The organism is Brachybacterium atlanticum, from assembly GCF_025669985.1.
Classification (GTDB): Bacteria; Actinomycetota; Actinomycetes; order Actinomycetales; family Dermabacteraceae; genus Brachybacterium; species Brachybacterium conglomeratum.
Genome location: NZ_JAKJJW010000030.1, coordinates 11,825 through 35,869 on the forward strand (window position 1 = coordinate 11,825; position 24,045 = coordinate 35,869).

The 24,045-nt window shown below is 72.4% G+C and carries 20 protein-coding genes; 10 read left to right on the top strand and 10 right to left on the bottom strand.

Annotation, left to right across the window (positions count from 1 at the left end; all coding sequences use genetic code 11):
• Nucleotides 1–39: 39 nt before the first annotated feature.
• The 3 genes from nudC (at nt 40) to L3K22_RS13150 (ending at nt 3,807) form a co-directional block, all read left to right on the top strand.
• Nucleotides 40–957 carry an NAD(+) diphosphatase gene (gene nudC / locus L3K22_RS13140; protein WP_263311769.1) on the top strand — a complete coding sequence of 306 codons (918 nt, stop codon included), beginning with the start codon at nt 40–42 and terminating at the stop codon, nt 955–957.
• A gap of 100 nt (nt 958–1,057) precedes the next feature.
• Nucleotides 1,058–3,187: an ATP-dependent DNA helicase UvrD2 gene (locus L3K22_RS13145; RefSeq protein ID WP_263311770.1), complete on the top strand. Its 2,130-nt coding sequence runs from the start codon at nt 1,058–1,060 to the stop codon at nt 3,185–3,187.
• Between the two features lie 320 nt (nt 3,188–3,507).
• Entirely contained in the window at nt 3,508–3,807 is a 300-nt protein-coding gene (locus L3K22_RS13150; protein ID WP_263311771.1) for a WhiB family transcriptional regulator, read from the top strand.
• Nucleotides 3,808–4,062: 255 nt separating this feature from the next.
• On the opposite strand, the gene L3K22_RS13155 is transcribed toward L3K22_RS13150, so the two are convergent.
• Nucleotides 4,063–4,221, bottom strand: a complete 159-nt coding sequence (locus L3K22_RS13155; protein WP_010551122.1) for a DUF5679 domain-containing protein — start codon at nt 4,219–4,221, stop codon at nt 4,063–4,065.
• 551 nt (nt 4,222–4,772) lie between these two features.
• Between L3K22_RS13155 and L3K22_RS13160 the strand changes: the two genes are divergently transcribed.
• Nucleotides 4,773–5,363 (top strand): M48 metallopeptidase family protein, encoded by a 591-nt coding sequence (locus L3K22_RS13160; protein ID WP_263311772.1) that lies wholly within the window; start codon nt 4,773–4,775, stop codon nt 5,361–5,363.
• Between the two features lie 91 nt (nt 5,364–5,454).
• On the opposite strand, the gene L3K22_RS13165 is transcribed toward L3K22_RS13160, so the two are convergent.
• Nucleotides 5,455–6,072 carry an NUDIX hydrolase gene (locus tag L3K22_RS13165; protein WP_263311773.1) on the bottom strand — a complete coding sequence of 206 codons (618 nt, stop codon included), beginning with the start codon at nt 6,070–6,072 and terminating at the stop codon, nt 5,455–5,457.
• A gap of 64 nt (nt 6,073–6,136) precedes the next feature.
• Nucleotides 6,137–7,753: a zinc-dependent metalloprotease gene (locus L3K22_RS13170; RefSeq protein WP_263311774.1), complete on the bottom strand. Its 1,617-nt coding sequence runs from the start codon at nt 7,751–7,753 to the stop codon at nt 6,137–6,139.
• An 83-nt stretch (nt 7,754–7,836) separates the two neighbouring features.
• Between L3K22_RS13170 and L3K22_RS13175 the strand changes: the two genes are divergently transcribed.
• The 3 genes from L3K22_RS13175 to ettA all read left to right on the top strand — a co-directional run bounded on the left by L3K22_RS13175 (nt 7,837) and on the right by ettA (nt 11,511).
• The gene (locus L3K22_RS13175; RefSeq protein ID WP_263311775.1) at nt 7,837–8,976 is read left to right on the top strand and encodes a YlbL family protein; all 1,140 of its coding nucleotides are present in this window, start codon (nt 7,837–7,839) and stop codon (nt 8,974–8,976) included.
• On the top strand, nt 8,973–9,665 hold the full coding sequence (locus L3K22_RS13180) for an HAD family hydrolase (RefSeq protein WP_263311776.1): 693 nt from the start codon (nt 8,973–8,975) through the stop codon (nt 9,663–9,665). The genes L3K22_RS13175 and L3K22_RS13180 overlap by 4 nt, the downstream gene beginning before the upstream one ends.
• Nucleotides 9,666–9,828: 163 nt before the next feature.
• A complete protein-coding gene (gene ettA, locus L3K22_RS13185; protein WP_263311777.1) occupies nt 9,829–11,511 on the top strand; it encodes an energy-dependent translational throttle protein EttA in 1,683 nt (560 codons plus the stop codon).
• 147 nt (nt 11,512–11,658) lie between these two features.
• Here ettA and L3K22_RS13190 read toward each other — a convergent pair whose 3' ends face one another.
• Nucleotides 11,659–13,176 carry a sigma-70 family RNA polymerase sigma factor gene (locus tag L3K22_RS13190; RefSeq protein WP_263311778.1) on the bottom strand — a complete coding sequence of 506 codons (1,518 nt, stop codon included), beginning with the start codon at nt 13,174–13,176 and terminating at the stop codon, nt 11,659–11,661.
• Between the two features lie 311 nt (nt 13,177–13,487).
• On the opposite strand from L3K22_RS13190, the gene glgP reads away from it, so the two are divergent.
• Entirely contained in the window at nt 13,488–16,052 is a 2,565-nt protein-coding gene (gene glgP / locus L3K22_RS13195) for an alpha-glucan family phosphorylase (protein WP_263311779.1), read from the top strand.
• 41 nt (nt 16,053–16,093) lie between these two features.
• Entirely contained in the window at nt 16,094–17,413 is a 1,320-nt protein-coding gene (locus L3K22_RS13200) for an ABC transporter substrate-binding protein (protein ID WP_263311780.1), read from the top strand.
• A 50-nt stretch (nt 17,414–17,463) separates the two neighbouring features.
• On the opposite strand, the gene L3K22_RS13205 is transcribed toward L3K22_RS13200, so the two are convergent.
• Nucleotides 17,464–18,399 carry an acyl-CoA thioesterase gene (locus L3K22_RS13205; RefSeq protein WP_263311781.1) on the bottom strand — a complete coding sequence of 312 codons (936 nt, stop codon included), beginning with the start codon at nt 18,397–18,399 and terminating at the stop codon, nt 17,464–17,466.
• A gap of 53 nt (nt 18,400–18,452) precedes the next feature.
• Here L3K22_RS13205 and L3K22_RS13210 point away from each other — a divergent pair, with 53 nt between their 5' ends.
• Nucleotides 18,453–18,983: an acyl-CoA thioesterase gene (locus tag L3K22_RS13210; protein WP_263311794.1), complete on the top strand. Its 531-nt coding sequence runs from the start codon at nt 18,453–18,455 to the stop codon at nt 18,981–18,983.
• A gap of 19 nt (nt 18,984–19,002) precedes the next feature.
• Here the strand turns inward: L3K22_RS13210 and L3K22_RS13215 are convergent, their stop codons facing one another.
• From L3K22_RS13215 to pepN, 5 genes are all read right to left on the bottom strand, one after another.
• On the bottom strand, nt 19,003–19,302 hold the full coding sequence (locus tag L3K22_RS13215; protein ID WP_126984476.1) for a hypothetical protein: 300 nt from the start codon (nt 19,300–19,302) through the stop codon (nt 19,003–19,005).
• A gap of 95 nt (nt 19,303–19,397) precedes the next feature.
• A complete protein-coding gene (locus tag L3K22_RS13220) occupies nt 19,398–19,901 on the bottom strand; it encodes a hypothetical protein (protein WP_263311782.1) in 504 nt (167 codons plus the stop codon).
• Between the two features lie 83 nt (nt 19,902–19,984).
• The gene (locus L3K22_RS13225; RefSeq protein WP_263311783.1) at nt 19,985–20,437 is read right to left on the bottom strand and encodes a globin; all 453 of its coding nucleotides are present in this window, start codon (nt 20,435–20,437) and stop codon (nt 19,985–19,987) included.
• A 34-nt stretch (nt 20,438–20,471) separates the two neighbouring features.
• Nucleotides 20,472–21,422 (bottom strand): mechanosensitive ion channel family protein, encoded by a 951-nt coding sequence (locus L3K22_RS13230; RefSeq protein ID WP_263311784.1) that lies wholly within the window; start codon nt 21,420–21,422, stop codon nt 20,472–20,474.
• 70 nt (nt 21,423–21,492) lie between these two features.
• Nucleotides 21,493–24,042: an aminopeptidase N gene (gene pepN, locus L3K22_RS13235; RefSeq protein WP_263311785.1), complete on the bottom strand. Its 2,550-nt coding sequence runs from the start codon at nt 24,040–24,042 to the stop codon at nt 21,493–21,495.
• Nucleotides 24,043–24,045: the final 3 nt, after the last annotated feature.

Below are 24,045 nucleotides of genomic sequence, written 5' to 3' on the forward strand. Positions count from 1 at the left end.
TACCCGCCCCGACCCCGCGCGCCGGTTAGGCTCGAGGCCATGCCGACGCTCCGTGGACCGCATCTCAGCACGCCCCTGACCCGCCTGGGCTCCGACCGCGACGCGCTGCTGCGCGGCGAGGACGGGGTGCTCGCCCCCGGCGAGGACGCCCGCTATCTCGTCACCCGCGCCGGGGCGGTCGCTCTCTCCGAGGACGAGGACGGCACGCTGCACGCCGTGCTGGAGACCGCGGACCCTCGCGGCGGCACCACCCAGCCGCTGGTGCTGCTGGGCCGACGGGACGGCGTGCGGGTGCTCGCCGTGGAGATCCCCGAGCCGAGCCCCGAGCTCGACGACCCCGGCCGTGATCTGCGCGACCTCCGGCGCGTCGCGGACCGGCTGGCCGATGCGGATGCCGACCTCGCCGCAGCCGCGGTCGCGATGGGCGCCTGGCACCGCTCGATGCGGCACTGCCCGCTGTGCGGCGGTCTGCTCGAGCCCGAGATGGCCGGCTGGGTGCTGCGCTGCCGTGAGGACGGCGTCGAGCAGTTCCCCCGCACCGACCCTGCAGTGATCATGGCCGTGCGGGACGGCCGGGACCGCCTGCTGCTGGCCCGCAACGCCCACTTCCCCGGCCGCTTCCACTCGGTGCTCGCAGGTTTCGTCGAGCCCGGCGAGAGCCTCGAGAACGCCGTCGCCCGGGAGGTCGCCGAGGAGGTGGGCGTGGCCGTCACCGAGGTCGAGTACATGGGCAGCCAGCCCTGGCCCTTCCCGCGCTCGCTCATGCTCGGCTACCGCGCCTGGGCGCCGGAGGCCGGCGAGCTCACCCTCCAGGACGAGGAGATCGCCGAGGCGCGCTGGTTCAGCCGCGAGGAGCTCGCCGCCGCGCTCGCGGCCGAGGAGATCGAGCTGCCCGGCCCCGCCTCGATGGGCCGCGCCCTGATCGACGACTGGTACGGCCGCTCCGCCGAGGCCTGAGCGGCGCTCGCCGGCCCATCGGCCGCCCGTCGGGGTGTGAGGCACCCGCCGTCCACAGCACCCCGTGGTGCGTCGCACCGCCCTGGCAGGATGGAGAGCGATGACCGACCAGACCGCCGCCCCCGACGCCACCGCCCCCTCCGCCCCGGCCGATGCGGAGTCGCTCCTCGCCGCGCTCGACCCCGAGCAGCGCGAGGTGGCGGGCAGCTTCGGCACGCCGCTGTGCGTGCTCGCCGGCGCCGGCACCGGCAAGACCCGCGCGATCACCCACCGCATCGCCTACGGGGTCGCCACCGGTCAGCTGAACCCCCGCCACGTCCTCGCCGTCACCTTCACCGCGAAGGCCGCCGCCGAGATGCGCTCGCGCCTGCGGGACCTCGGCGTGCCCGCCGTGCAGGCCCGCACCTTCCACTCCGCCGCGCTGCGCCAACTGCGCCACTTCTGGCCCCGCGTCGTCGGCGGACCGATGCCCGACATCATCGCCAGCAAGTACGCCGGGGTGGGCGAGGCCTGCTCCCGCCTGCACCTCAGCGTGGACCGGGCGGCGCTGCGCGACATCGTCGCCGAGGTCGAGTGGTCGCGGGTGTCGATGCTGACCCCCGAGACCTATCCCGACGCGGCCGCGCAGACGCGCCGCCCGGGCGTGGCGGGCTTCGACTCCCGCTCCATCTCCCGCATCCTCACCCAGTACGAGGAGGTGAAGAAGGAGCAGGGCGTCATCGACTTCGAGGACGTGCTGCTGCACATGGTCGGCTTCCTCACCGAGCGCGGCGATGTCGCCCGCGAGGTCCGCTCCCAGTACAAGCACTTCGTCGTCGACGAGTACCAGGACGTCTCCGCCCTGCAGCACGCGCTGCTGCGGCTGTGGCTGGGCACCTCCGACGACCTGTGCGTGGTGGGCGACGCCGCCCAGACCATCTACACCTTCGCCGGCGCCCGCGCCTCCTACCTCCTGGACTTCCGCAGCGAGTTCAAGCGCGCCCGCACCATCCGCCTCGAGCGCAACTACCGCTCCACCCCCGAGATCGTGCGCATGGCCAACACCGTCCTCGACGGCGCGCAGGGCCGCACCCGCGCCGGTCGTCTCACCCTCGTCTCCCAGCGCGATGCCGGGCCGCCGCCGCTGGTGGAGTCCTTCCCCGACGACGCCGCCGAGGCCGACGGGATCGCCGACCGCATCGGCGCGCTGATCGCCGAGGGCCGCACCGCCTCCGAGATCGCGATCCTGTTCCGCACCAACAGCCAGTCCGAGGCGTTCGAGCAGGCGCTCACCGCCCGCGGCATCGGCTACCTGGTGCGCGGCGGGGACCGCTTCTTCGAACGGCAGGAGGTGCGGCGCGCGATGGTGTCCCTGCGCGCCGCGACCCGCGTCGATCAGCTCGACCCGGCCCGCGCCGTCCGTGATGTCCTCTCCCAGCAGGGCTGGTCCGAGCAGGCCCCGGAGACCACCGGCGCGATCCGCGACCGCTGGGAGTCGCTGAACGCCCTCGTCGGCCTCACCGACACCATCACCGCCCGGCCCGGCGCGACCATGGCCGACGTGGTCCGCGAGCTCGAGGAGCGGGCCGAGTCGCAGGCCGCGCCCGTCGTCGACGGCGTCACCCTCGCCTCCGTCCACGCCGCCAAGGGCCTGGAGTGGCCGGTCGTGTTCGTGGTCGGCGCGAGCGACGGGCTGCTGCCGATCTCCATGGCGAAGACCCCTGCCGAGGTGGAGGAGGAGCGGAGACTGTTCTACGTCGCCCTCACCCGTGCCCGCGACCTGCTCACCGTCAGCTGGGCCGCGGCCCGCACCCCCGGTGCCCGCGGCTCCCGCAAGCCCTCCCGCTTCCTCGACGGGGTGCTCGCCCATCCCGACTCCCCGCGCACCGCGCCCGGCCCCGGACCGCGCCGCACCGGTCGACGCTCCGCCACCGTCTACTCCGAGTGCCGGGTGTGCGGGCAGGGCCTCGTCTCCGCCACCGAGCAGCGGCGCGGCCGCCACGACGGCTGCCCCTCCACCGCAGGGCCCGAGCTGCTCGCCGAGCTGCGCAGCTGGCGGCGCGAGGAGTCCGGGCGGCGCGGCGTCCCCGCCTACGCCGTGCTCACCGATGCCGCTCTCGAGGCCGTCGCCGAGCGCGCGCCCCGCACCGAGGAGGAGCTGCTGGCCGTGCCCGGGATCGGCCCCGCGAAGGTCTCCTCGTACGGCGCCGCGTTGCTGCAGATCCTCGCCGGACCCTCCGAGAAGGACTGAAACCGCAGGTCAAAAAATACTTCTGCATTCGCCGGGACGGGTGTAGAGTCGTCCACGTCAATCGTTCGGGTCGTGAGCCGGGAAGCCGGGGCACGCGCACAGAAAGGGGGTGGGTCTCGTGATCGTTTTCAGGAATCTGGCAGGAGCTGGCCTGCGCCCCCTCGGCGCGCCCGCTCTTCTGCCGCGCGAACGGGGCTATGCCCCGCGGTGCTCCGCCTGAGCTGACGAGGTCCACCCTCGCTGCACGGGGCGGCACCGGCGCCGCCCCCTCCCGCCCCTCCCGGGGCCGTCCTTCCCGACGACGTCGAAGCAGCGAGACGATGACTTCTCTACTGACCACTTTCCTGAACCCTGCGGACGCCTCCGCAGACATGCTGCCGTGCCACGACGCGGACGCGGCCGACGTCTTCTTCTCCGAGCGCCCCGCCGACCTCGAGCAGGCCAAGCTCCTGTGCGCCGACTGCCCCCTGATCCAGGAGTGCCGCCAGGGCGCCCTGGACCGGAGCGAGCCCTGGGGCGTCTGGGGAGGCGCGATCTTCCAGGACGGCCGCATCATTGCCGTCAAGCGCGGCCGCGGCCGCCCGCGGAAGAACCCCCTCCCCGACGCCGACGCGGCATGAGCGCGCCCGCGACGGTCGAGGGGACGACGAAGGGCGGGGCACCGATGGTGCCCCGCCCTTCGCGGTCTGTGGAGGCAGAGCCTCGCAGTACGTCGATCAGCAGTGCGTGCTGCCCGATCTCCTACCGCTCGTGCCTCGCAGTACGTCGATCAGCAGTGCGTGCTGCCTGCTCTCCTACCGCTCGTGCTTCGCAGTACGTCGATCAGCAGTGCGTGCTGCCTGATCTCCTACCGCTCGTGCCTCGCAGTACGTCGATCAGGCCTTGCCGAGGATCCGGTTCAGCTTGGTGCCGCACTCCGGGCACACGGCCTTGGCCATGCGACGACCGTTGGAGACGACGACGTTGCCCTCGGCCTCCCGCTTCTCGCGGCACTTGACGCAGTAGAACTCTCCGGCATAGGTCTCGTCGGCCATATCCGCTCCTCGTGGGTTCGTGAGTGATGAACATTCGCCGGCGCACGACTCTCGCCGCGGACCGGGACCGGACCACTGTAGCGGGGGGCGCACATGCGCACGAATCAGGAACAGCCGCGGCGCGGCGCAGAAGAAGGGTGATCCGATCTGACCGGCCCGTCGTGCGCTTCGGGAGGCTGGGGGCTCCGGGGAGCCGAGGAAGTGCGCACGACGAGCCGATATCGGCGGCCCGACGGCAGCGTGAGGCCGACCTGGGCCGTAGGACCCCGGGGGCGCTCAGCACCACGCGCACCTTCCCCGTGTGCGTCCTGCTAGTTATCCCGGGGTCCTACGTGCAGGGAAACCTAGCCCCTGCGGACCGGGCGGGTCAAAGACGGACCGGGGACCGACTGTGGACAACCGGCCGCATCCTGTGGACAGCCGGCCCCGCCCGGTGTGAACACTGTGGAGGAACCGTCATCGTCCCCGGTCACGACGCTCTGACCGGCCGAATCGCAGTGCACAGCTGTGGACGAAAAAACTTCGTCGACCGAGCGTGCCAGGCTTGCCCCATGAATGATCTGGTCCACCATGAGCAGCTGAGCGGGCCCCGCGGCGAGCGGGTGCTCGTGCGGCGCAGCGCACGACGCCGCCGCACCGTGTCCATCACGAGGCGCGACGGCGACATCGTGGTCGCGATCCCCGCCTCCTTCAGCGCCCGCCAGGAGCGGGACTGGGCACGGAAGATGGTCGACCAGATGGTCGCGCGGGAGGCGCGCAGCACCCCCGCGAGGCGCAGCGATGGAGAGCTGATGAGGATGGCACGCGAGGTCAGTGAGGCTCATCTCGGTGGCCGGGCCCACCCCGCCTCGGTGACGTGGTCCACACGCCAGAACACCCGCTGGGGCTCGTGCACCCCGGCAGACGGCACGATCCGGCTCTCGCACCAGCTGCAGGGCATGCCGGACTACGTGGTGCGCTCGGTGATGATGCACGAGCTGGTGCACCTGCTCGTGCCCGGCCACGGGCCCGAGTTCAAGGCCCTGATGGCCGCCTACCCGCAGGCGGAGAAGGCGCAGGGATTCCTCGACGGGGTCTCCTGGGTGAAGAACATGCCGCCGCTGGACGGCGACGACGTCGAGGAGGCCGCCGGAGAGGCCTGAGCGCGGCCGGGGCGGGCGGCGCTGCGCCCGCGGACGCCGTCGAGCACAGGCCGGCGCCGGACCGCGCGGCGCTGGAGCTCAGCGCTGGAGCTCAGCGCAGCAGCGTCGCGAAGCGCTCCGCGAGGGCATCCAGCGCGGCGGGCAGGTCCGGGACCACGCCCTCCGGCAGCAGCTTCGCCGCCGGGCCGGGCAGGGGAGTGCGGGAGGGCCAGGGGAACCACTGCACGTCCCCCGACTCCTCGCTCGCCCTGAGCGGCATCTGGGCCGCCGGGCGCGGGGCGCGCAGCAGGTACTGCACGTCCCAGTGCTCCTGGCAGCGGCCGAAGGCGGCGTCCAGCCCGTGACGGTGGAGCATGGCCGGGCCCTCGCCGATGCGCTCCAGGCCCGACAGTCCGATCTCCTCGGCGACCTCGCGCCGCGCCGCCTGCTCGAGGCTCGTCTCGCCGTCCTCGAGATGACCGCCGGGCTGCACCCAGAAGCGGCCCTTGAGGTGCCAGACGAGCGCCACGTGCTCGCCCGGCGCATCGGTCACGATCGCGCTCGCGGTGAGATGGCGCGGCCCGCCGTCGCGGTACAGGGCGCGCGGCACCCCCGTCAGCAGGTCGAGGAACTCCCGGGCGAGGTCGGGCGTCGAGGCCGCGCCCTCGAGCGCGAGGGCGAGCTCTGTCGCCGCCGGCTCGGGCGCGGCCGACGACGTCGGAGCGCTCACGGGCGGCTCGGCGGCAGGAGCCCGATCCGCCACCGGCGAGGCGTCCGCGGTGCCGTCGTCCACCTCAGCGGGCATCGCCCGCCGGGCCGTTCCCGTCCTGGTCGGTGCCGGACCCGTCGGAGTCGCCGCTGTCCGAACCGCCGTCGTCGGTGGACTCCCCATCGCCCGGGCCCTCGCCATCCTCGCGCAGCCGGCCCTGCTCGTCCTCGTGGGGCGCGTCGTCCACGCCCTCGCCGGCCAGCAGCTTCTCGAGCTCCGCGTCGAAGTCGGCGGGGATGGTGACGTCGGCGAGCTCCTCCGCGCCCTCGGCCGGGGCGGCGGCGTCGGTCCTCGGCGCCTGCGGCGTGCCCGAGAGCACCTCCGCCGTGGGCAGCAGGTCGGGGTGGTCCCACTTCGCCTCACGGCCGGACTCGCCCTCGGTGGCCAGCACGGATTCCCACCAGGACAGCGCCTCGCGCACGCGGCGCGGACGCATCTCGATGCCGATGGTCTTCGAGAGCATCTGCTCGGCCGGGCTGCCGGCCGCGCGGCGGCGGCGCAGCACCTCGCGCAGCGCCTCCAGGTCCGGCAGCTTGCCGGTCAGCGCCTTGGTGGTGACGTGGTCGACCCACGCCTCGATGAGTGCGAGGGTGGTCGCGAGCTCCTCGAGGGCCCGCTCCTGCGAGGCGCGGCGCGTGAAGACGAACATCTCCTCGGGCCGGCGCGCCTGCATCGACTGCGGGTCCGAGAGGTCCAGGTCCCGCACCATCTCGTCGAGCGCGTCGAGATCCAGGGTGATCCCGCGCGAGTAGTCCTCGATCGCGGAGAACAGGGCGCGTCCCAGCCACGGCGCGGCGGTGAAGAGCGCTGTGTGCGCGATCTCGCGGGAGGCGAGGAAGATCCGCGTCGACGCCGGGTCGAGGGAGTGCGCTGAGATCAGGTCCTCGACGTTGGCGGCGACCAGCGCCGGCTCGCCGTCGCGGCCGAGCGGCAGCCCCAGGTCCGTGGTGCCGGAGATCTCCCGGGCCAGCGCCCCGATCGCGTGACCGAACTGGACGCCGAACATCGTCCCGCCGATGCGCTCCATCATCCCGGCCGGATCGCCGCCGCCGGGCATCTGCATCCCGGCCGCGCCCATGGCGCCCAGATCGCCCATCTGCCCCATCTGCGCGCTGATCGCCTCGCCGATGGCGCCGGCCATGTACTTCGCGACCGGCTCCACGATCGGCTTCCAGCGCGGCAGGGTGCGCGCGAGCCAGGTGCCGCGGCTGTACACCTGCAGCTCCGCGGAGGGCACGTCGATCGCGAGCACCGGGTCCAGCCACAGCCGCGCCACCTGCGCCGCCTGGCGCAGCTCGGCGACCTGCTCGGCCGAGGGGCTCGGATCGCCTGGCGTGCCGGACGGCGTCTCGACGCCCGGCAGGGTCAACTGCCCGGCGGCGGTGCGACGCGCGAGGTCCTCCGCCATCTGCCAGTTCACGGGGCTGTCGCCCTGGGCGGCGAAGAGGTTCTGCATCTGGGCGGCGGCCGCGCGCAGCTGCGCGGGGTCCTGGGGGAGGTTCGCCTGCTGCGCCAGGGCGGAGAGGTCCAGCCCGTCCAGCGCTCCCTCGGGGAGCGCGTCCCCGAAGGTCTCCTTCAGGAAGCGCTTCAGCGCCTCCTCGTCCATGTCACCGGGTCCACCCGGGATCGGGGCATCGCTCATGGCCACCTCCTGCGGTCCGTGGGGTCCCCAGGGTACCGACCGCACCCCGGGAGAGCGCTGACCGTCCCGCCCGGTGCGGCACAATGGGCCGGGTGACCGACGACCCCACGCCCCCTGCCCGCCGCCGCGGGGTGCGCGCGGCGGCCGCGCGCGCGATCGACGACGCGCAGCTCGCCCGGCCCCGGCTCGCACTGACGATGCTCGCGCTGCTGTGCGCGATGATCCTCGGCGGCTCCCTGCTCCCCGTGCCCTACGTCATCGAGCGGCCCGGGCCCGCCATCGACGTGCTCGGCGAGTGGGAGGACGAGGAGATCCTCGTCATCGACGGCGCCGAGACCCACCCCACCGAGGGGTCGCTCATGATGACCACGGTCTCCGTCGACGGCGGGCCCGGCTACAGGGTGACCCCCGTCGAGGTCGTCGCCGCCTGGTTCGACCGCTCCAAGATGGTGCTGCCGCGCGAGGCGGTCTTCCCCGACGGGCAGACCCGCGAGCAGACCACCCTGACCAACACCGCCGCGATGAGCACCTCCCAGCAGGACGCCGTCGCGGTCGCCCTGGACGAGCTCGACATCGAGTACCGCGACGTCGTGATGATCGCGGGCGTCCAGGAGGACGGCGCCGCGGCCGGCACCCTCGAGGGCGGCGACGTGATCGTCTCCGTCGGCGGGCAGACCGCCGGCGACGTGCAGGGCTATCGCGACCTCATCGCCGCCGTGCCCGAGGGCGAGGACGTGGAGATGACCGTGCGCCGCGACGGCGAGGAGAAGGACCTCCAGGTCCCCACCGAACTCGTCGACGGCACGCCGCGGATGGGGGTGATCCTCGCCGAGGGCCACGAGTTCCCGCTCGACATCGACATCGCCGTCGGCGACGTCGGCGGCCCGAGCGCGGGGCTGATCTTCTCCCTGTCCGTCTACGACGAGCTGACCGAGGGGGCCCTCACCGGCGGACACGCCATCGCCGGGACCGGCACCATCGCCGAGGACGGCACCGTCGGCTCCATCGGCGGTATCCGCCAGAAGATGGTCGGCGCGGAGGAGTCCGACGCCGAGTTCTTCCTGGCCCCCTCCGCGAACTGCGAGGAGGTCGTCGGCTACGAGCCCGACGGGCTCGAGGTCGTCGCCGTCGGCACCTTCGAGGAGGCCCTCGAGGCGACGACCACCATCGCCGAGACCGGCACCGTCGAAGGACTCCCCACCTGTGAGGACGTGACCCCATGAGCAAGAAGAACCGACGACGCGCCCCGCAGCGCCCCACTGTCGTCTTCGACTTCGGCGGCGTGCTGAGCGCCGGCCACGACCCGGTCCCCGACATCCACGAGCTGCTTGGCGGAGACGTCGAGGCCGTCGGCGAGGCGCTGTGGGCCGAGCGCGGCGACTACGACGCCGGCCGCACCAGCCCTGCCGAGTACTGGGGGTTGGTCGCCCGCGCCGCCGGCGTGGAGGAGCTCACCGCTGCGGAGATCGACGAGCTGCAGGACGCCGACAACCGCTACTTCCTGCGCCTGGAGCCCGATTCCCGCGCGCTGCTGCACGACCTCGCCCGCAACGACGTGCGCATGGCGCTGCTGTCCAACGCCTCGGCCGCCTTCGGCGAGGCGGTGCGGAAGGCCGACTGGTTCGAGGCCTTCACCCTCGCGGTGATCTCCGCCGAGGAACGCACCGTGAAGCCCGAGCGGGAGATCTACGAGGTGCTGCTGGACGTGCTGGCGCACGAGACCGGGGGAGTGCGGCTCCCCTCGGCGGTGATCTTCTTCGACGACCGCGCGGAGAACGTCGAGGCCGCCCGGGCGCTCGGCATCGACGCGCATCTCTGGCCCCGCAACGGCGATCCGCGCCCCGAGGGCACCGAGCCCGGCGTGAGCATCGCCCGGCGGGTGCTCGCCGAGCGCGGAGTCCCGACGGACTGAGCCGGTTCGCCCTCCATCTGGGCGGCCCGAGCCGAGCCCGGGCGGGTCGCGCGGAGGGCGGGCGGGGTAGAGTCGGTCATCGCGACGACTCCCGTGCGGCGCCGCCCTGCGGCGCGCCGGTGAGAGACCAGCACTCCGACCGCTCTCCGACAAGGACACCACATTGGCAGAGTTCATCTACACGATGTACAAGGCCCGCAAGGCCGTGGGCGACAAGGTCATCCTCGATGACGTCACCATGAGCTTCTACCCGGGCGCGAAGATCGGCATGGTCGGCCCCAACGGCGCCGGCAAGTCGACCATCCTGAAGATCATGGCGGGGCTGGACCAGCCCTCCAACGGCGAGGCCCGCCTCAGCCCGGGATACTCCGTCGGCATCCTGCTGCAGGAGCCGCCGCTGGACGAGTCCAAGACCGTCCTGGAGAACGTCCAGGAGGGCATGGGCGAGCTGTTCAAGAAGGTCCAGCGCTTCAACGCCATCGGCGAGGAGATGGCCGAGCCCGACGCGGACTTCGACGCGCTGATGGAGGAGATGGGCAAGCTCCAGACCGAGATCGACGCCCAGAACGGCTGGGACCTCGACTCGCAGCTCGAGCAGGCGATGGACGCGCTGCGATGCCCGCCCGGCGACGAGCCCGTCACCCACCTCTCCGGCGGTGAGCGCCGTCGCGTGGCGCTGTGCAAGCTGCTGCTGGAGAAGCCCGACCTGCTGCTGCTGGACGAGCCCACCAACCACCTCGACGCCGAGAGCGTGCTCTGGCTCGAGCAGCACCTCCAGCAGTACGAGGGCGCCGTCATCGCCGTCACCCACGACCGCTACTTCCTCGACCACGTCGCGGAGTGGATCGCCGAGGTCGACCGCGGCCACCTCTACCCCTACGAGGGCAACTACTCCACCTATCTGCAGAAGAAGGAGGAGCGCCTCCAGGTCCAGGGCAAGAAGGACCAGAAGCTCGCCAAGCGCCTCAAGGAGGAGCTGGACTGGGTCCGCTCCAACGCCAAGGGCCGCCAGGCGAAGTCCAAGTCCCGTCTGGCCCGCTACGAGGAGATGGCCGCAGAGGCCGAGAAGACCCGCAAGCTCGACTTCGAGGAGATCACCATCCCGCCCGGCCCCCGCCTGGGCAACCAGGTGATTGAGGCGAAGGACCTGAAGAAGGGCTTCGGCGAGCGGATGCTCATCGACGGGCTCTCCTTCTCCCTGCCGCCGAACGGCATCGTGGGCGTCATCGGCCCCAACGGCGTCGGCAAGACCACCCTGTTCAAGACCATCGTGGGCCTCGAGCCCCTGGACGGCGGCGAGCTGAAGATCGGCCAGAGCGTCAAGATCAGCTACGTCGACCAGAACCGCGAGAACATCGACCCGGAGAAGAACCTCTGGGAGGTCGTCTCCGACGGGCTGGACTTCATCCAGGTCGGCAAGGTCGAGATCCCCTCGCGCGCCTACGTCAGCCAGTTCGGCTTCAAGGGCCCGGACCAGCAGAAGAAGGCCGGCGTGCTCTCCGGCGGCGAGCGCAACCGCCTGAACCTCGCGCTCACCCTAAAGCAGGGCGGCAACGTGCTGCTCCTGGACGAGCCGACGAACGACCTGGACGTGCAGACCCTCGGCTCGCTCGAGAACGCGCTGCTGGAGTTCCCCGGCTGCGCCGTGGTCGTCTCCCACGACCGCTGGTTCCTGGACCGCGTGGCGACCCACATCCTCGCCTTCGAGGGCACCGAGGAGAACCCGGCGAACTGGTACTGGTTCGAGGGCAACTTCGAGTCCTACCAGCAGAACAAGGTCGCCCGCCTGGGCGAGGAGGCCGCGCGCCCGCACCGCGTGACCTACCGCCGCCTGACCCGCGACTGAGGCCCGGGCCGGAGCACCGGTCCAGCCGACGGAAGGGGCCGATCACCTCGCGGTGATCGGCCCCTTCCGTCGGCTGGGATCGTCCCGGCCGGCTCGGAGAGCGGGCGCCGACGTCTGGCCGCGATCCGCGCCGGACGAGCGCCAGGCTCAGATGCCGCTGATCCCGGGGTCGAGCGTCGCCACCACCCGCGGGGAGGGGGAGCCGGAGCCGCTGCCCGGCGCGATCTCCCGCGTGACCAGCAGACGATCGGCCGTCCCGTCGGCGGTGAACGCGATCTCGCCGTCGCGGGAGAGGTCCAGCACGCCCAGGCTCCGCGCGACCCCGTCGGTCTCGCGCCACAGCTCGAGCACCTCGCCGTCCCAGCCGGCGACGCCCTCGGCGCGCAGCGCCACGCCGTCCTCCGCGATCACCGCCTGCCAGGTGCCGTTGTCGCTCAGTCCGGGCACGAGCTGCGCCTCGGGGGAGAGGGAGAGCGTCGCCCAGGTGTCGGTGAACTCCTCGGCCTCGGCGAGATCGCCGCTGGTGGTCACCAGCAGCCCGCCCAGCACCAGGGCGGTCACCGCCAGGAGCGCGGCGAGCGTGCGGGAGATCCAGGGGGTGCGGCGCGTCCCGGCGCGGGCCTGCTGTCGGCGCCGGCGGCGTGCACGGCGTCCGCGCTCCGCCTCGTCGCCGGGGCGGAAGGCGAAGGAGGGGGCGGCGTCCGGGGCGGACTGCTCGCCGCCGGAGGGGACGGGGGTCGGGGCCGAGGGGGCCGACACCCCGGGCGCCGCGGCCGGTGCGGCACCGGGACGGGCGGGCGGCCCCACCACGCGGCGCTGCGAGTCCGTGCCCAGCACCGGGGTCGCGTAGTCGCCGCTGTAGGCCGCCTCGGGCTCCGGGGCGGGGACCGGCTCCGGGGCGAAGCCCTCGAGCACGGCCACATGCAGGTCCCGCGAGGGCGGGACGGCGGTCAGGAGCGTCAGCCGCGCCGCCGCCTCGATCGCGTGGCGGTGCACTCCCGCGGTCTCGGGACCTCGCGCGATCTCCTTCAGCCGTGCCCGCTCCGAGGGATCCGCGAGGGCCAGGGCGTCGAGGGCGGCCAGGGCCCGCAGCTCCGGGTCCTCCGGGCCGCCGAGGGGCACGAGCGCGTCGAGGACCTGGGCGAGGGCGGTCGCGGCTCCCGGCCGCTCGGCCCCCGTCGCCGCGAAGCGGCCCTGCGCGGCGGACTCGACGAGGGCGCGCTGGGGCAGCGGGAGGCCGAGCAGGACCCGCAGCACGTCCACCTCCCGTCGGTCGCGGGTGCGGTCGTTCGCGGCGGCGGGGGAGACCAGCGAGCGGACGTCGCCGCTGGAACGGGTCGCGAGCGCCGCGCGTCGGGCCCGGTCCAGCACCGCCGCCTCGCCGGGCAGGCCGCTCGCGGCGAGCTCGGCGGCATCGCGCAGGCACGAGCGCAGCACGCTGACGGTGAGCGCCGACGCGCGGGCGGCGGAGCCGGTCACGTGGAGCGCGAGACCGTGGAGACGCGGACCGAGCACGTCCAGCAGCGCACCGGCTGCGCGACGGTCCCCACCCGCGGTGCGCCGCAGGAGGGTCCGCACCGGATCGAGCCGCTCCCCGAGGTCGATCGTGTCCTCCGGGATCCCGGGAAGATCCATGACGTCCCCGGTCGCTGCCTCGCTGACCATCCGGGCCCCTCCATGCGCTGTGCTCTCGTCGACGGCACCGCCCCCACGGTGCCGCTCCCCATTGTGGCAGGCAGGAGCGCCGCCGCGGGCGCAGAGCGCGCGGAACGGGGACGAGTGGGGGAGGAAGGGGGGAGCGGAGTCCGCTGAAAGTTCTTGCAAGAGGGTTGACAGATCGCGACGGCCACTCGCGCGGATGAACGGGAGACGTCCCAACAGTGCTGGTGAGGGTCCAGAAATTCTCCCGGTCTTCGGTGATCCCGACACGCAAGACCATTGCAAGAAGGAGCCCCGGCTCGGGTATCTTGGGGGCCATGAAGCCGATCTCCACGATCACCGTCGCCTCCGAGCTCCCGGACGCCCTCGCCCCCCTGCGCGATCTCGCGCTGAACCTGCGCTGGTCCTGGCGTCGACAGACCGTCGACCTGTTCCGCAGCCTGGACCCGCAGGCCTTCGTCGACAGCGGCGAGAACCCCTTTACGATGCTGCCCATGGTGCCCGCCGGGCGCCTGGCCGAGGCGGCGCGGGACGAGTCCTTCCTCACACGGATGCGCTCCGAGGTCGGGGACCTGCGCACCTATCTCGACTCCGGCCGCTGGTTCCAGCGCACCGTCCCGGGCGAGCAGGGCACCGGCCAGGGCTCCTCGATCGCGTACTTCTCCATGGAGTTCGGGATCACCCCCACCCTGCCGATCTACTCCGGCGGCCTCGGCATCCTCGCCGGCGACCACCTGAAGTCCGCCTCGGACCTCGGCGTCCCGCTGACCGCCATCGGCCTGCTCTACCAGTGGGGCTACTTCTCCCAGTCCCTGGACCGCAGCGGCTGGCAGCAGGAGGAGTACCGCCTCAACGACCCCGCCGACCTCCCCGTCGAGCCCGTCCTCGAGCAGGACGGCACCCAGCTCACCGTCCGCGTGACCCTCCCTGGCGGCCGCGACGTGGCGATCGCCGTGTGGAAGGCCCAGGTGGGCCGGGTCGCGCTGCTGCTGCTGGACACGAACGTCGAGGGCAACGACGAGTCCGCCCGCCAGATCACCGACCGCCTCTACGGCGGCGATCACGAGCACCGCATCGTCCAGGAGATCGTCCTGGGCATCGGCGGCGTCCGCGCCGTGCAGGAGTACGCCCGCGTCACCGGCGGACCGGCCCCCACCGTCTTCCACCTCAACGAGGGCCACGCCGGGTTCTCCGGGCTGGAGCGCGTGGGTCGCCTGATCGAGGCCGGCGCCGGGTTCTCCGAAGCCGTCGCCGAGGTGCGCGCCGGCACCGTCTTCACCACCCACACCCCGGTCCCCGCCGGCATCGACCGCTTCGACGCCTCGCAGCTGCGCGGCTACCTCGACGCCGACGAGAACGGGCTCTCCCGCCTGATCCCCTCCCTCCCGGTCGAGGCCGCGCTCGCGCTCGGCATCGAGGAGGGCGGCGACATCTTCAACATGGCCCAGCTCGGCTTCCGCATCGCCCAGCGCTCCAACGGCGTCGCGAAGCTCCACGGCGCCGTCTCCCGCGCCATGTTCCAGAACCTGTATCCGGGCTTCGACGTGCCCGAGGTCCCGATCGGCTCGGTCACCAACGGCGTGCACCGCCGCACCTGGACCTCCGCCCACATGGACGACCTGTACAAGAAGGCGCTCGGCGACGTCGACATCTCCTCCATGTCGGACTGGAGCGCGCTGTCGGCCCTCACGGACCACGAGCTCACCTCCACCCGGGACGCGCTGCGCGCGGACCTCGTGGCGATGGCGCGCAAGCACGTGAAGGACTCCTGGCTGCGCCGCGGGGCCGACGAGGCCGAGCTCGCCTGGACCGACCACATCCTCGACCCGGGCGTCCTGACCATCGGCTTCGCCCGCCGCGTCTCGACCTACAAGCGGCTGACGCTGATGCTCTCGGATCCCGAGCGTCTCAAGCGGATCCTGCTGGACGAGGAGCGCCCGGTCCAGATCGTCGTGGCGGGCAAGTCCCACCCGGCCGACCGCCCCGGCAAGGAGTTCCTCCAGCAGCTGGTGCAGTTCGCCGACGACCACGGCGTGCGCCACCGGATCGTGTTCCTGCCCGACTACGACATCCGCATGGCCTCGGTGCTGATCGCCGGCGCCGACGTGTGGCTGAACAATCCCGTCCGCCCCGAGGAGGCCTCCGGCACCTCGGGCATGAAGGCCGTGCTCAACGGCGGTCTGACCTTCTCGATCTCCGACGGCTGGTGGGACGAGATGAAGGACGATGCGGCCGGGTGGACGATCCCGACCGCGGACGTCGCCGACCAGGTCGAGCGCGACCGGATCGAGGCCGGGGCGCTGTACGAGATCCTCGAGCAGGAGATCGCGCCGCTGTTCTACGAGCGCGACGCGCGCGGGATGCAGCGCGGCTGGATGACGAAGGTCCGCTCCTCCCTGGTGCGGATCGCCCCGCAGATCACCGCCGCCCGGATGGTGCGCGACTACGTCACCGACCTCTACCTCCCGGCCGCTCGTGCCGCGGGCGCCTTCGCTGCGAATCCCGCGCTGGCCGGGGCGTTCACCGAGTGGAAGGCACGCGTGGGCCAGGTGTGGTCGCAGATCGCCGTGCGCGATGTGCGCCTCGAGGGCACGACCGGGGACCGGGTGGCGACCGGCGCCGAGGTCACCCTCTCGGCCGAGGTCGACCTCGCCGGCCTCGCGGACGAGGACGTGCTGGTCGAGGCGGTCCTGGGAGAGGTCGCCGACGGGGATGAGATCATCGATCCGCAGCTGATCCCGCTGCGACGCGGGGATGAAGTGCGCTTCGCCGCCCGCTTCACCCTCGCCGTCCCCGGCCGGGTGGGCTTCACCGTGCGGGTCACCCCGCAGCATCCGGTGCTGTCCTCCCGCGCCGAGCTCGGGCTGGTGACCACCGCCTGAGGCTCCCCGCCCCACGCACCCGTCAGAGAGGCCTCGAACCCGTGCCGACCCGTCGACAGCTCCTGCTCACCGCCGCCGCGACGGGACTGGCCGGAGTCGGGGCCCTCTCCGGCTGCTCCCGCGGCGGCCCGGCCGAGCTCGAGGACGGCGACCGGCTGAGGATGCGGGTGTGGAGCGAGGCGGCCGGCGCCGCCTACGAGGAGTCGCTGGCCGCGTTCACCGCGGACAGCGGCATCGAGGTCGAGCTCGAGGTGCTGAGCTGGGACGACTACTGGACCCAGCTGCCGCTCGACGTCGCCGGCGGCACCCTGCCCGACGTGCTGTGGATGAACACCGCCCATCTCGCCGAGACCCAGGCCGCAGAGGTGCTGCTGGACGTCGGCGAGATCGTCGGGGGCGACAGCTCAGCCTGGGAGCAGGTCGCCACCGACCTCCACCGGATCGACGAGACGCTGTGGGGCGTGCCCCAGTACTACGACCAGAGCCTGCTGATCGCGAACCAGGGCCTCGTCGCCGCCGCGGGCGGGGACGCCTCCGCGCTGGTCTTCGACCCCGGCGCGGGCTCCGATCCGCTGCGGGAGCTCGCCACCGCCCTCACCGCCGACGGGGAGGGCCGCCATCCCGGGGACGAGGGCTTCGACCCCGCCGCCCGCACCACCCACGGCTTCAGCGCCCATCCCGACCGCTCCTCGGTGCTCGGCCCGTTCCTCGCCGGGCAGGGCGGGGCCTGGCAGGACGAGGGGGGCGCCGTCACCCTCGCCACCGAGCAGGGCGTCGCCGCGATCCAGTACCTCGCCGACCTCGCCTCCTCCCATCTCGCGCCCGCCGCGGCCGAGACCCTCGAGGAGCCCGGCCGCTGCCGGGACCTCTTCGTCGGCGGGCGGCTGGGGCTGCTGCAGACCGGCACCTACGACCTCCACACCCTGGTCGAGGAGATCGACGGCGCCTTCGAGTGGACCCTGCACCCGGTGGTCGCGGGGCCCGAGGGCGCCCGTCCGCTGGTGCACTCCGTCGCGGCCGCCGGTGTGGATCCCGACGACGCGGACCGCGCCGCGGCGATCGGGAGGCTGCTGGGCTGGCTCGGCTCGGTCGAGGGGCAGCGGCCGCTGGCCGAGAACCGCCTCGGGATCCCCGCGCACCGCGACCTGCGCGGCGCGTGGGAGGAGAGCTGGGCGGGCGTCGGCGTGGACGTCTCCGCGGTGGAGGTGCCGCAGGACCCGGCCCTCCCCGAGCACGGGGCCCGCTCCGCGGAGGCGACCGGCGAGGCGCTCGCGATCATCGCCGAGGTGTTCCGCGGCGACGCCACGGCGGAGGAGGCGCTTCCCCGCGCCCAGGGGGCCGCCCGCACGGTCATGTCCTGACCGGCGGCGGAACCGACGGATCACGGCCCCGCCCGATCCGCCGCGGCGGATCAGCCCCGGCGCGGCGCGCGGATCATGCCCTCCTGCGTGACCGTCGCGACGAGCTCCCCGGACCGGTCGAAGATCTGCCCGTGGGTGAGACCGCGCCCGCCCGAGGCGGAGGGGGAGCGCTGGACGTACAGCAGCCACTCGTCGGCCCGCACGTGGCGGTGCCACCAGATCGCGTGATCGATGGTCGCCATCTTCAGACCGGGCGTCATCCAGCTCAGGCCCTGCTTGCGCAGGATCGGCTCGAAGGGCGTGTAGTCGCTGGCGAAGGCGAGGATCGAGTCGTGCAGCAGCGGGTCCGCGTCCACCGGGGCGAGGGTGCGCATCCACACCATCTGCGCGTCGATCGTGCCGCCGTTCGCGTCGGGCCGCAGGTAGATCGGGTCGGTGACGTGGCGGATGTCGATCGGCCGCTGCGTGGACCAGTACTCGGCGACCGGGTGCTCGATGCCCGCGAGCACCTCGGCGGTCGTCGGCAGCCCCTCGGGGTCCGGGGCCTCGGGGGCGTGCTCGGCGTGCTCGAGCCCCTCCTGCTCCTCCTGGAACGAGGCGGTCATGGCGAGGATCGTGCGCTCGCCCTCCTCCTCGGTGCGGCCGGGCTGGGTCGCGAGCACGCGTCGGACGGAGAAGGAGCCGCCGTCGCGCAGCGCGTCGACCTCGAAGCGGATCGGGTGCGCGGGATCGCCCGGGGCGAGGAAGTAGGAGTACATCGAGTGGATCCGACGGCCCTCCGGGACGGTGCGGCCCACCGCGGTGACGGCCTGGCCCATCACCTGGCCGCCGAAGACGTGACCGCCGGGCTGCGGGGAGGAGTCCCCCTCGTAGACGGCGACGGCGGTGGCGGAGGAGGCCGCCCCCGCGGCGTCGACGGGGCGGAGGTCCAGCAGGTCGACGAGGCCAGCGGCGACGCGCGTGTGGTCGGGGTTCGAGGCGGTCATGCCCCGATCGTACTGGTCAGGCCGTGCCGGTCCGGGGATCTAGCATGAGCATCATGCAGTTCACGATCACCACCGACGCCACGCCCGAGCACCCCGCACCGCTGGATGTGCCCGTCCCCGTGCGCTGGACCGACCTCGACGCCTACGGGCACGTGAACAACGCCGCCATGGTGCGCCTGCTCGAGGAGGCCCGCATCGCGGCCTTCTGGCAGCCCGCGCCCGAGCAGCTCGAGCTCGGGGCGCAGCAGCCGCCCGCCGCGCTGCCGGTCAGCGGCGCCGGTACCGAGGACGCCGCCATCGCGACAGTCATCGCTTCCCAGCGCATCGAGTACGTCCGTCAGCTCGGCCACCGCCGCGACGGCGTGGTGGTGCGGCTGTGGCTCTCCCGCATCGGCGGGGCGAGCCTGACCGCGGACTATCTCGTCCTCACCCGCGACGATCCCGAGGGCAGGGCGCCCTACGCCCGCGCCCGCACCGTCATGGTGCTGGTGGACGCGGAGACCGGCTCCCCGGTCCGCCTCGAGCAGGAGGCCCGCGAGTCGCTGCGCGCCTTCACGGGCGAGCCGCTGACCTTCCGGGACTGACTTCGGTGGAGGCCACCTATCAGAGCCCCGCAGCCTGCAGCAGGCCCACACCGAGAACCTGCGCGCGCAGCGCCTGCATCCCTATGTACAGCGCGAAGCCGGTGCTCAGAAGAAGTGCCACGCCGAGTGCGGTATGTGCGAGCACCGCTCGCCTGCTCTTGGCAGGCGAGCGGTACCAGAAGATGCACGCCACGCCCGTCGCCAGCTGGAGTGCCGCGGACCACTGGAATCCGGGCGCCAGGCTCGGATCGCGGATCAGCTGGCAGAAGCTCACGGTGGAGATCAGTCCCAGAGGGATGAAGATCAACGCCGCGATCACCGGGAATCTTTTGGCCCGAGAGAGTCCGGCCCACCACCGTTCGAGACGGTGGCGTCTATCGGTGTGCTGGCCCTGTCGGGCAGTGGTGGATTCATTCATTTGCAGAGGCGTCCCGCTTCCGTGATCATCGCTGAGGTGATGACGCCCGCTCCCGCCCCGACGAGCGATCCTGCAAGAGTCGGTGCGGCAGCGATCGTCGCAAGTGTCCACACGATGCCATTGGCATACCCTGCGGCGGAGAGAATGTTCTTGCATGTCTCGACGCTCACTCGCTGGGGTGAGATCGCGCCCGGCGTGGCAGCGGCCGCGTCCGAGGTGAGGTCCCTCATGACGTCTTCGGGGACTGTCACCACTTCTCGATCTCCTCGAGTATTGGTGACGGTCAATGTCTGTGCGGCTGGGTCGAGCGTGAAGGTGACCACGGTGCCATCTTCTGCGGTAAGAGACTGCTGATCTGGATCAGTTGCCGACGTCGACTCGATGGGATTCGCTGTTGCAGCTTTGCTGGTGTCGGCATGGGCTGACGTGAGACCGGCGGTCATTGCAAGAATTGCGGTCGCAACCAGTGTGGTCGCTTTTGCAGCATTGCGGGTGTTCATGTGGCTCCCCCCTGATTCTCATGAAGAATGCTGTTTCCAGACGCTCTCATAGGCCGGGGGGGAAAGCAAACCATCGACCGTTCTCAGGAGAGCCGGTCGGGGACCTGCTGCCCGGCCGCGGGCGCCTCGCCGCCATCGACGGTGTTGAGCATCGAGTGGGCGGCCCGCTCGAGGTAGTCCCACAGCGTCTGCTCGTGCAGCGGCGCGAGCTCGAGCTCATCGACCGCGACGCGCATGTGGCGCAGCCAGGCGTCCCGCGCCGAGGGCGAGACGGGGAAGGGGGCGTGGCGGATCCGCAGCCGCGGATGCCCGCGCTCGGCGCCGTAGGTCTTCGGCCCGCCCCAGTACTGGGCGAGGAAGGTCTCCAGGCGGTGCTTCGCCCCGGTGAGGTCCTCCTCGGGGTACATCGGGCGCAGCAGCGGGTCCTCGGCAACGCCCTCGTAGAACCGCTCGACGAGCCGGGCGAAGGTCGGCGCGCCGCCGACGGCGTCGTAGAAGCTCTGCTGCTCGGGCGAGCGGCCTGCGGGAGTGGTCATGGTCGTGCTCCGTCTGTTCAGGGGCGGGCGAGGGTCACTTGCCCGCTTCGACGAAGCGGGGCAGGGCGAAGGCGACGTGGGCGGAGGCGAAGCCGGCGCGGATCCGTGCCCGCAGCTCCCGCTCGACGCCCCACTGCTGGCCGGGGACGGTCTGCACCACGACGCGGCGCTGGTAGCGGTTGCCGTCGACGTCGAGGATGCCGCTGATGTCCGCCGGGGCGAGGATCAGCTCCTTCCACTGCGGGTCGGACCGGAGATCAGCGGTGACCTGCTCGAGGATCCTCGTGACCGTCTCATCGTCGGCGCCGGCGTCGATGTCGAGGGTGACCACGGCGTTGGAGAAGCCGCGCGCGTAGTTGCCCACGCGGATGATCTCGCCGTTGCGCACCGTCCACAGCACGCCGTCCATACCGCGCACCTGGGTGGCGCGCAGGTTGATCGACTCGACGGTGCCCTCGGCGTACTCGAGGTCCACCCAGTCGCCGACGGCGACGATGTCCTCGAAGAGCATGACGATGCCCGCGACGACGTCCTTGATGATCGTCTGCGCGCCGATGCCGGCGGCGAGGCCGACCACGCCGAGGCTCGCGATGACCGGGGCGATGTTCACGCCGATCTCGGAGAGGATCATCATGAACGCGATCGCCCAGATCACGGCGCGGGCCACGTTGCGGGCGACGTTCGAGAGGGTCTCGGCGCGCTGCTCGCGACGTGCCTGGGCGGCCTTCTGCGAGCGGGGATCGCGCTTGATGACGGTGCTCGCCGCGTTCGAGATCCGGGAGCCGGACTGCACCATCGTGGTGAAGAAGCGGCGCAGCAGCCAGCCGGCCACCAGGCTGAGGACGGTGGCCGCCACGAGGATCACGACGATCTTCACGCCGCTGGTGGCGAGCCACTGGAGCAGCTGGTCGGCGAGGCTCAGCGCCTCGTCCGTGGAGGGCGTCGCGAGCAGGGGGCCGAGGTCGGGAGGGAAGTCGTCAGGCATGTCCTCGACGATATCCTCGCCCCGCCGGGGCCGTCATGGTCCGGACGGGGCGAGGCTCGTCACCGTCGGCTCACTCGACGTCCGCGGCGCGCACCCGCTCCTGGCGGGCGACGGTGTCGCGGCCCTCGACGATGATGCGGCGCAGGCCGAAGGGCGCGTCCTCGGAGTCGGCGAGCCACTGGTCCGCGGCCTCGAGCACGCCCTGCCCGCCGTAGGAGTGCGGGAAGTACCCGGAGACCAGGCGGGTCGCGATCTCGTTCGAGCGCTCCGCCCAGATCCGGGAGATCTCCTCGAAGTAGCGCGGGCGGTACGGGGCGATCAGCGTCTCGTCGGTGACGCGGCGGAAGCCCTGCACCACCGCGGTGACCGACTCGTTGGCCAGCGTGTCCTTCTCGACCGTGCGGCGCCATGCCTTGGCCTTGGCGACCTCGGTGGGCAGCGCGGCACGGGCGGTGAGGGCGTGCTTGCGGCCGGACTGGGTGTCGTCGGCCGCGAGCTGCTCGTCGATGCCGGCGGCGTCGATCCCGCCGAGCACGGCCAGGGAGATCACGAGCTTCCAGCGCAGATCGGTGTCGATCTCGCGGCCGGGCAGGGCGATGCCGCCGCCGAGCAGCCCCTCGAGGGTGCTGCGGTGCTCGGTGGTGCGGGCCAGGCGCGCGAAGCTCTCCAGCAGCTGCAGCTGCGTGTCGGAGCCGGCCTCGGCCTCCTGGGCGAGGGCCCAGACGGCGTCGGCCGCCTGCTCGGTGCGGCCGGCGCGCTCCTCCGCGGCGGCGTAGGGGCCGGCGACGGACTCGAGCTGCTGGAGCAGGGTGCGGACCACGGAGGAGGAGCTCTCCCCGGTGAGGTTCGCGAGCACCAGCTGCTGGAAGCGGCGGCTGGGCAGCTCGGCGTCGCGCACCATGTCCCAGGCGGCGGACCACAGCAGGGTGCGAGCCAGCGGGTCCTCGAGGTCGCGCAGGTGCTCCATCGCGACGGCGAGGGAGTCGGCGTCCAGGCGCACCTTCGTGTAGGTCAGGTCGCCGTCGTTGAGCAGCCAGAGATCGGCGCGGCGCCCGGCGAGCTCGGGCACCTCGGTGAGCTCCCCGTCGACGTCGAGCTCGAGCGTCTCGGTGCGCACCAGCTTCCCGTCCTGCAGGGAGAAGCCGCCCACCTGCAGACGGTGCGGACGCAGCACCGGGTGCTCCGCCGGGGCGGTCTGCCGGATCGCGAAGCGGGAGACGGCGCCGTCGGCGTCGTGCTCGATCACGGGGGCGAGGGTGTTGACCCCGGAGCGCTGCAGCCACAGCTGCGCCCAGCGGGTCAGGTCGCGGCCGCTGGTGGCCTCGAGCTCGGTGAGCAGATCGCGCAGCTCGGTGTTCCCCCAGGCATGCTTCGCGAAGTAGGCGCGCACGCCGGCGAAGAACTCCTCCCGTCCGACGTAGGCGACCAGCTGGCGCAGCACGGAGGCGCCCTTGGCGTAGGTGATGCCGTCGAAGTTCGTCTCGACGGCCTCGAGGTCGACCATGTCGGCGACGATCGGGTGGGTGGAGGGCAGCTGGTCCTGCTGGTAGGCCCAGCTCTTCTCCGACAGCGCGAAGGTGGTCCAGGCGTCGTCCCAGCGGGTCACCTCGGCGCTGGCGAGGGTGGAGGCGTACTCGGCGAAGGACTCGTTCAGCCACAGGTCGTCCCACCAGCGCATGGTCACCAGGTCCCCGAACCACATGTGGGCGAGCTCGTGGAGGATGGTGAGGTCGCGCCGCTCGCGCACCGCGTCGGCGACGTCGGAGCGGAAGACGTAGGACTCGACGTAGGTGATCGCGCCGGGGTTCTCCATCGCGCCCATGTTGTACTCGGGCACGAAGACCTGGTCGTACTTGCGGAACGGGAAGTCCTGGTCGAAGGCCTGCTCGTAGAACTCGATCCCGGCGCGCGTCACGTCGATGACGTTCTGGGCGTCGACGTGGTCTGCGAGAGAGGCGCGGGCGAAGACGCCCATCGGGATCGTGCGGCCGTCGCGCGCGGTGACCTCGCCGGTCCCGCCCTGGTAGTTGCCGGCGATCAGCGCGACGAGATAGGTGGACATCCGCTCGGTGGGGGAGAAGGTCCAGGTCGCCGTGCCCTCGCCCGCGACCGTCGGCTCCGGTGTGGGGGAGTTGGAGATGACGCGCCAGTGGTCGGGCGCGGTGACGGTGAGCTGGTACGTCGCCTTGAGGTCGGGCTGCTCGAAGCAGGCGAACATGCGCCGGGCGTCGGAGACCTCGAACTGGGTGTAGAGGTACACCTCGTCGTCGACGGGGTCGACGAAGCGGTGCAGGCCCTCGCCGGTGTTCATGTACCGGCCGGTGGCCAGGACGCGCACGGTGTTCGCGCCCTCGGCGAGGGCGGGCAGGCGGACGCGGGCGCCGTCGAAGCGGGAGGCGGGATCGGGGAGGAGCTCCCCGTTGAGCTCGATCTCGTGGACCTCCTCGGCGATCAGGTCGAGGAAGGTCTCCTGCGTCTCCGCGGCGTCGAAGCGCAGCGTGGTCTCCGTACGGAAGGTCCGCTCGTCGGTGGTGAGGTCCAGCCGGATCTCGTAGGCGTCGGTGCTGAGGAAGGAGGCGCGGCGGCGCGCCTCGTCCCGGGTGAGGTTCTCTGAGGACATGGG

Bases quoted from the DNA above. Each gene is read 5' to 3' on its own strand.
- nudC (WP_263311769.1), top strand. From the start codon at position 40: ATGCCGACGCTCCGTGGACCGCATCTCAGCACGCCCCTGACCCGCCTG.
- L3K22_RS13145 (WP_263311770.1), top strand. From the start codon at position 1,058: ATGACCGACCAGACCGCCGCCCCCGACGCCACCGCCCCCTCCGCCCCG.
- L3K22_RS13150 (WP_263311771.1), top strand. From the start codon at position 3,508: ATGACTTCTCTACTGACCACTTTCCTGAACCCTGCGGACGCCTCCGCA.
- L3K22_RS13155 (WP_010551122.1), bottom strand. From the start codon at position 4,221: ATGGCCGACGAGACCTATGCCGGAGAGTTCTACTGCGTCAAGTGCCGC.
- L3K22_RS13160 (WP_263311772.1), top strand. From the start codon at position 4,773: ATGAATGATCTGGTCCACCATGAGCAGCTGAGCGGGCCCCGCGGCGAG.
- L3K22_RS13170 (WP_263311774.1), bottom strand. From the start codon at position 7,753: ATGAGCGATGCCCCGATCCCGGGTGGACCCGGTGACATGGACGAGGAG.
- L3K22_RS13175 (WP_263311775.1), top strand. From the start codon at position 7,837: ATGGGCCGGGTGACCGACGACCCCACGCCCCCTGCCCGCCGCCGCGGG.
- L3K22_RS13180 (WP_263311776.1), top strand. From the start codon at position 8,973: ATGAGCAAGAAGAACCGACGACGCGCCCCGCAGCGCCCCACTGTCGTC.
- L3K22_RS13190 (WP_263311778.1), bottom strand. From the start codon at position 13,176: ATGGTCAGCGAGGCAGCGACCGGGGACGTCATGGATCTTCCCGGGATC.
- glgP (WP_263311779.1), top strand. From the start codon at position 13,488: ATGAAGCCGATCTCCACGATCACCGTCGCCTCCGAGCTCCCGGACGCC.
- L3K22_RS13205 (WP_263311781.1), bottom strand. From the start codon at position 18,399: ATGACCGCCTCGAACCCCGACCACACGCGCGTCGCCGCTGGCCTCGTC.
- L3K22_RS13210 (WP_263311794.1), top strand. From the start codon at position 18,453: ATGCAGTTCACGATCACCACCGACGCCACGCCCGAGCACCCCGCACCG.
- L3K22_RS13220 (WP_263311782.1), bottom strand. From the start codon at position 19,901: ATGAACACCCGCAATGCTGCAAAAGCGACCACACTGGTTGCGACCGCA.
- L3K22_RS13225 (WP_263311783.1), bottom strand. From the start codon at position 20,437: ATGACCACTCCCGCAGGCCGCTCGCCCGAGCAGCAGAGCTTCTACGAC.
- L3K22_RS13230 (WP_263311784.1), bottom strand. From the start codon at position 21,422: ATGCCTGACGACTTCCCTCCCGACCTCGGCCCCCTGCTCGCGACGCCC.
- pepN (WP_263311785.1), bottom strand. From the start codon at position 24,042: ATGTCCTCAGAGAACCTCACCCGGGACGAGGCGCGCCGCCGCGCCTCC.